Source organism: Streptomyces sp. NPDC059456 (genome assembly GCF_042750055.1).
Taxonomy (GTDB): domain Bacteria; phylum Actinomycetota; class Actinomycetes; order Streptomycetales; family Streptomycetaceae; genus Streptomyces.
Genome location: NZ_JBHYVA010000044.1, coordinates 17,271 through 23,987 on the forward strand (window position 1 = coordinate 17,271; position 6,717 = coordinate 23,987).

Annotated in this window: 6 protein-coding genes; 1 reads left to right on the forward strand and 5 read right to left on the reverse strand. The window is 74.6% G+C overall.

Annotated elements, in window-relative coordinates:
- Nucleotides 1–78: 78 nt before the first annotated feature.
- Entirely contained in the window at nucleotides 79–621 is a 543-nt protein-coding gene (locus tag ACFXA3_RS06860) for a hypothetical protein (protein ID WP_385182957.1), read from the reverse strand.
- Nucleotides 622–1,099: 478 nt separating this feature from the next.
- On the opposite strand from ACFXA3_RS06860, the gene ACFXA3_RS06865 reads away from it, so the two are divergent.
- The gene (locus ACFXA3_RS06865; RefSeq protein WP_385182960.1) at nucleotides 1,100–1,525 is read left to right on the forward strand and encodes a gamma-glutamylcyclotransferase family protein; all 426 of its coding nucleotides are present in this window, start codon (nucleotides 1,100–1,102) and stop codon (nucleotides 1,523–1,525) included.
- A 48-nt stretch (nucleotides 1,526–1,573) separates the two neighbouring features.
- On the opposite strand, the gene dnaG is transcribed toward ACFXA3_RS06865, so the two are convergent.
- From dnaG to ACFXA3_RS06885, 4 genes are all read right to left on the reverse strand, one after another.
- Nucleotides 1,574–3,493 carry a DNA primase gene (gene dnaG, locus ACFXA3_RS06870; protein WP_385182963.1) on the reverse strand — a complete coding sequence of 640 codons (1,920 nt, stop codon included), beginning with the start codon at nucleotides 3,491–3,493 and terminating at the stop codon, nucleotides 1,574–1,576.
- A gap of 34 nt (nucleotides 3,494–3,527) precedes the next feature.
- Nucleotides 3,528–4,802, reverse strand: a complete 1,275-nt coding sequence (locus tag ACFXA3_RS06875) for an NAD(P)/FAD-dependent oxidoreductase (protein ID WP_385182965.1) — start codon at nucleotides 4,800–4,802, stop codon at nucleotides 3,528–3,530.
- Between the two features lie 93 nt (nucleotides 4,803–4,895).
- Nucleotides 4,896–6,245 (reverse strand): deoxyguanosinetriphosphate triphosphohydrolase, encoded by a 1,350-nt coding sequence (locus tag ACFXA3_RS06880; protein WP_385182967.1) that lies wholly within the window; start codon nucleotides 6,243–6,245, stop codon nucleotides 4,896–4,898.
- 65 nt (nucleotides 6,246–6,310) lie between these two features.
- The coding region (locus ACFXA3_RS06885) for a CbiX/SirB N-terminal domain-containing protein (RefSeq protein WP_385182969.1) at nucleotides 6,311–6,717 on the reverse strand (407 nt) is incomplete at its 5' end.

Here is a 6,717-nt window from a genome sequence, read left to right on the forward strand (position 1 = left end):
GGGGGGGGGCGCGGGGGGGGGGGGCCCCCGGGGGGACGGTACCGGTCGGACCGCGGCCGCAGCCGCGGTGGGCGCCCGTCAGCTCCGCGTGCCGCTCGCCCGGCGACGCAGGAGCCAGGTACCGCCGACGGCGGCCGCGGCCAGCACGGCCGCTCCCGCCGTGATCTTGGTGGGGTCGACGGTGGAGGTCGTCCCGCCGCCCACCCCGGTACGGACGTGGCCCCGCGGGCCGCGTTCGGTGACGACCAGGTCGCCGGTGGCGAACTTGCCGTCGGCGCAGGTCGCGCCGATTCCGTAGGTGCCGGGGCGGGTGTCGCGGGCGATCTGGAACTGCCCGGTGACCACCTCTTCGTGGGTTCCGGGCACCAGCTTGAAGCGGCCGCCGCCGACCGTGGTGGCGTCCCCGTCGGCATGGCCGCCCGTTCCGCAGGCGCTGGTGTTCACGGTGACGCTCCCCCCGGGAGCAGCGGTTTTCGGCCATACCTCCAGCTTCGCGAAGTCGCCGGGGGCGAAGCCCGCCGTGCCGAGTTCCGCGGCGGCGACCACCCCGGCGACCGGGCCGGTGAGGGCGGCGGCGGTCAGCGCGGTGGCGGTGAGCACATGGGCGGTGCGTCGGCGCATGGGGGCTCCTGGAGACACGGGGTCGTGCTCCAGAGGTAACCCGGCCCGCCCGCGGCCCGCCTGCTGATGTTCCGTCAGTTTCCTTGCTCCGGGCAGTATTGCCGCAGGTCACAGCCCCCGATTCGGTCGATCAGGTGAGCCGCCCCGTCCGGGTGAGACCGGCGGTGGCACCACCGTCGCCGCCGCGCCCGCCGGGGCCGGGTCGGACAGCCTCACCCGGGCCCCGATCGCCGGGGCCTGACCGAAGGCGACGGTCAGGCCCAGCCCCCTGCCGGCGCGGCGGCCGACGGGACGGACGGCGATGGTCACGGGCGCCGGGAGGCCGTGTGACAGCGGTGCGTACCGTGGGGGCAGGCGGGTGGACCGGGGACCGAAGTCCCGGGCCGCGCGCCGTCCGCCACAACCGAGGGAGGGTCCCCGTGACATCAGCCGACCGGCCACGGAAGCAGGCGCGGCCCGCCGCGGGGGTGACGGCCCGATGACCACCGCCGAGCTCCCCTTCTTCGTGTACGGGACGCTGCGCCCCGGGGAGGTCAACCACGCCCTGTTCCTGCGGGGCCGCACGGCCGCCGAGGAACCCGCCCGGCTCCCGGACGCGCTGCTGTACGACGGTCCCGGCTACCCGTACGCCGTCCAGCACCCGGGATCGCAGATCGTCGGCGAGCTGGTCACCCCGGCGCCCGGCGCGTACGGGAGGGTGCTGGCCGAACTGGACCGGCTGGAGGAGTACCACGGCCCCGGCCGGCCGCTGAACGTCTACGACCGGGTCCGCCGGGACGCGCTCCGCCCGGACGGCAGCCGCACCCCCGCCTGGGTCTACCTGGCGGCGCCGCTGCTGGCGCGCCGGCTGCGCGAGTCGGGCACCGAGATACCGGGCGGCGACTGGTTCGCCCGACGGGCCTGAAGCACCGGGCGCCGGGCCGGGCACCGGGCGCGCCACGGGCCCCGCGTCCTACAGGCCTTCGGCCCCGCGGTTGCGCAGGCGCCGGCCGTACTGCTGGAGGACCCAGAGTTCCTCCTGGACCGCCGCCAGCTGCTCCGGCGGCGCCTGCGGGCCCAGGCGCGACATCGTGCCCTGGATCTCGTGGACCCGGCGGTCGACCGCGCGCAGCCGGACCTGGACCAGCTGGACGCCCGCGTAGACCTCGTCCACCGTCTTGGCGTGGATGGCCTCGACCGCGAGCTCGGTGACCAGGGCGCGGACCGTGTCGTTCGGCGCGGCGTCGCGGACCCGGGCCAGGTAGTCGTCGGTGCCCAGGGAGGCGCCGCCCGCGGCCTGGATGGCCTCCCGGACCGCCGCGTACGGCGGGGCGGTGAACTCGTCCACCCCGTACGCGTCGAAGGCCGGCGAGACCAGGGCCGGCCGCTGGAGCGCCAGCTTGAGCAGTTCCCGCTCCGTGCGGTGCGCCGGGCTGCGCAGGTTCAGCGCCGGTCCGCCGCCCGCGGGGGCGCTCGGCGCCGGGGCCGCCTCGTACGAGGACGCCTGGGCCGGGCGGCCGCGGCCCTGCTGCTGCCCGCCGGGCTGGCCGCCGCGCTCCCGGGCCCAGCGCGCCAGCTGCGCGACCCGCTTGACCACGAACTGCTCGTCCCGGATGCCCAGCATCCCCGCGAGCTGGACCGCCGACTCGTGCTGGATCGCGATGTTCTTGATGTTGGCGACGACCGGAGCCGCCTCGTCCAGCGCGGCCGCCCGCCCCGCCGGGTTCTCCAGGTTGTGCCGGGCCACGATGTGCCGCAGTGCGAACTCGAACAGCGGAGTCCGGGCGTCCACCAGCCCGACCACCGCCGCGTCGCCCTGCGCCAGGCGCAGGTCGCACGGGTCCATGCCGCCGGGGGCGATGGTGATGGAGGTTTCGGCGGCGAACTTCTGGTCGTCCTCGAAGGCGCGCAGCGCGGCCTTCTGGCCGGCCGCGTCACCGTCGAAGGTGAAGATCACCTCGGCCGTCGCGTTGTCCATCAGCAGCCGGCGCAGGATCTTGATGTGATCGCCGCCGAAGGCGGTGCCACAGGTCGCGATCGCGGTCGTGACCCCGGCCATGTGGCAGGCCATCACGTCCGTGTAGCCCTCGACCACCACGGCCCGCGAGGTCTTCGCGATCTCCTTCTTCGCCAGGTCGATGCCGTACAGCACCTGGGACTTCTTGTAGATCGGCGTCTCGGGCGTGTTCAGGTACTTCGGCCCGTTGTCGTCGTCGCGCAGCTTGCGCGCACCGAAGCCGACCACCTCGCCGCTGATGTCGCGGATCGGCCACATCAGGCGGCCGCGGAAGCGGTCGATGGGCTTGCCGCTGCGGCTGTCCTGGGCCAGGCCGGAGGTGATCAGCTCCTTGTCGGTGAAGCCCTTGCCGCGCAGGAACCGGGTCAGGTGGTCCCAGCCGGCCGGGCTGTACCCGACGCTGAAGTGCTCGGCCGCCGCCTGGTCGAAGCCGCGCTCCGCGAGGAACCGGCGGCCGATCTCGGCCTCGGGGCCGCCCAGCTGGTCGACGTAGAACAGGGCGGCCGCCTTGTGCGCCTCGACGAGCCGGATGCGCTCGCCGCGGCCGCTGGTGCCCGCGGTGTACCCGCCCTCCTCGTACCGGAGGGTGATGCCCGCCTGGCCCGCGAGGCGTTCCACGGCCTCCGAGAACGACAGGTGGTCGATCTTCATGATGAAGTCGAGGGTGTCCCCGCCCGCCTGGCAGCCGAAGCAGTGGTAGAGACCCTTGCTGGGGCTGACCTGGAAGGACGGGGACTTCTCGTCGTGGAAGGGGCACAGGCCCTTGAGGTTGCCGCCGCCCGCGTTGCGCAGCTGGAGGTAGTCGGAGACCACGGCGTCGATCGGGACCGCGTCCCGTACCGCCTTCACGTCGTCGTCGTTGATCCGTCCAGCCACCCGTGAAGTCTACGGCCGGGCGCCGGCAAACCCGTCAGGCCCCCTCGGCCGGCAGCAGGGAGTCCAGCGCGACCGTCGGGTCCGCCAGCGCCTCGCGGTCCACCGGGGCCTTCGACCGGATCAGGGCCTGGATGTGCTCGGTGACGTCCCACACGTTCACGTTCATCCCGGCCAGCACCCGCCCCTCCGCCAGCCAGAACGCGATGAACTCCCGCTTGGCCACGTCCCCGCGGATCAGCACCTGGTCGTAGCCGCCCGCCGGCGCGTACCCCGAGTACTCCAGGCCCACGTCGTACTGGTCGGAGAAGAAGTACGGCACCCGGTCGTACGACACCTCCTGCCCCAGCATCGCCCGCGCCGCGGCCGGACCGCCGTTGAGCGCGTTCGCCCAGTGCTCGACCCGCAGCCGGGTCCCCAGCAGCGGGTGGTGCGCCGCGGCCACGTCGCCGACGGCGAACACGTTCGGATCGCTGGTCCGCAGCGAGGCGTCCACGGCGATGCCGCCGCCGTGCTGCCGGTCGACCAGGGCCAGCCCGGAGGTCTCGGCGAGCGCCGTCCGCGGCGCCGCGCCGATCGCCGCGAGCACGGCGTGCGCCGGGTGCTCCTCGCCGTCGTCGGTCCGGGCCGCGAGCACCATGCCGTCCTGCCCGACGATCTCGGTGAGCCGCGAACCGAAGTGGAAGCGGACCCCGTGCTCGGCGTGCAGGTCCCCGAAGAGCCGCCCGATCTCCGGGCCGAGCACCGCGTGCAGCGGGGTGGCCAGCGGTTCGACCACGGTGACCTCGGCCCCGTACCCGCGGGCCGCCGCGGCGACCTCCAGGCCGATCCACCCGGCGCCCGCGATCAGCAGGTGGCCGTTGTCCCGGCCGAGGGTGGCCAGGACGCCCTTCAGCCGCTCGGCGTGCGCGAGCCGGCGCAGGTGGTGCACCCCGGCCAGGCCCGTGCCGGGGATGTCGAGGCGGCGCGGCTCGGCCCCGGTGGCCAGCAGCAGCTTGTCGTAGTGCAGCGCCGTGCCGTCGCCGAGGACCACCTTGCGGGCCTCCCGGTCCAGCTGGACCGCGGGCTGGCCGAGGTGCAGCTCGATGTCGGCCTTGGCGTACCAGGACGGTTCGTGGACGAAGACGCTGTCACGCTCCTCCTTGCCCTGGAGGTACCCCTTGGACAGCGGGGGCCGTTCGTAGGGGTGGTCGCGCTCGTCGCCGACCAGGATCACCCGCCCCGTGAACCCCTCGGACCTCAGAGTCTCGGCCGCCTTGGCCCCGGCGAGCCCTGCGCCGACGATGACGAACGTCCGGTGTGCGTCGACCACCTGATGCCTCCTCATAACCTCTCCGCCACATGCGAGCACATGCGAGCGTCCCGCACCGAGCCTGCCGCGTGAAGGGGGAGTGGCCCGATCGGCTCACCCTTCGGACCGGCGCGTGCGCCGTGTGAGCCGGGCGTGCAGGGAGCGCGCAGAGGCGTCCGTGAGCGCCGCGATCTGGTCGACGACCGCGCGTTTGCGGGCCTTGTCGTCGGGTGCGGCATCGAAGACGGCCCGGAACTGCGGGTCCAGTCCCTCGGGCGCGCGGGCGCTGAGGGCCTCGGCGAGTTCGGCCAGGACGATGCGCTGATCGGCGCGGAGCCGCTCCTGCTCGTCGCGCTGCATCACGTACAGGTCGGCCACCGCCTTGAGGACCGCGCACTCGTTGCGCGCCTCGCGCGGGACGACCAGCTCGGCCGCGTACCGGGTCAGTCGGCCGGAGCCGTACGCCTCGCGCGTGGCTCCCTCCGCGGCCAGACAGAACCGGCCGATCAGCTGGCTGGTGGCGTCCTTGAGACGGGCCTGGGCGACGGCCGACCCGTCGTACCCGTGCGGCCACCACTCCTGCTCCATCAGCCGGTCCAGGGCCTCGCGCAGCTCCTCCGGCCCGGTGTCGGCGGGCACGTAACGGCCGATCGCGACCTGCCAGATGGCGGCGCGCTCGGGCTCGGCGAAGAGGAGGTTGGGATCGAGGTGCCCGGCGTGCAGACCGTCCTCGAAGTCGTGGACCGAGTACGCGACGTCGTCCGACCAGTCCATCACCTGGGCCTCGAAGCACTTGCGGTCCGCGGGGGCGCCGCGCCGCAGCCACTCGAAGACCGGCAGGTCGTCCTCGTACGCGCCGAACTTGACCGAGTCCGGGTCGGTGGGGTGGCCGCCGCGGGCCCACGGGTACTTGGTGGCGGCGTCCAGGCAGGCCCGGGTGAGGTTGAGACCGACGCTGACGGGCTCGCCGCCGGCCGGGCCCGGTACGAACCGCTTGGGCTCCAGGCGGGTCAGCAGGCGCAACGACTGGGCGTTGCCCTCGAAGCCGCCGCAGTCCTTGGCGAACTCGTTCAGCGCCTCCTCGCCGTTGTGCCCGAACGGCGGGTGGCCCAAGTCGTGCGAGAGGCAGGCGGCCTCGACGAGGTCGGGATCGCAGCCGAGGGCCGCGCCGAGCTCACGGCCGACCTGGGCGCACTCCAGGGAGTGCGTCAGTCGGGTGCGGGGGCTGGCGTCCCAGTCGTACGAGCGGCTGCCGGGGGTGACCACCTGGGTCTTCCCGGCGAGGCGGCGCAGCGCGGCGGAGTGCAGGACGCGGGCACGGTCGCGCTGGAAGGCCGTCCGGCCGGGCCGTTTGTCGGGCTCGGCGGCCCAGCGCTCGGTGTCGGACGCGTCGTAGGGGGTGTTCGGGGCGTTCGGGTCGGGGTGACGGACGGGTGCGGTGCCGGTGCCTTCCATGCCTTCCATGTTCAGACGGTAACCGGAAGCACCGACAAGACGACCAATCTGAGCAATGGGAACCAACGCGGCCTTTATGCGGTGGCCAGTTTCAGCGGGGCCGGGGCGGCCGGCGGCGTCCGCTGCCGGGCCAGGGCCTCGTCGTAGCGCCGCAGTACGAGCCGGGCTAGCGCGGGATGGTCGCCGAGCGGGGCGGCCGCCGGGCCGGGCGCGGCGGCGGCGCGCTGCGCGGCGAAGCGGCCGGGGGCGGTGAAGTACGAGGCCACCGCGACCCGGTGGTGGCCGCGGGCGGTGAGGGCGCGGACGGCGTCGGGGACGGTGGGGGCGGCGGAGGCGTAGGCCGCTACGACGGGCACGCCGCCGAGGCGTTCGGAGAGCAGGGCGGCGGTGCGGCGGGTGTCGGCCGCCGAGTCGGGGTCGCGGGAGCCGGCCGCGGCGAGCACGACGGCGGGTCCGGCGCCCCGGCCCGCCCCGGCCCCCC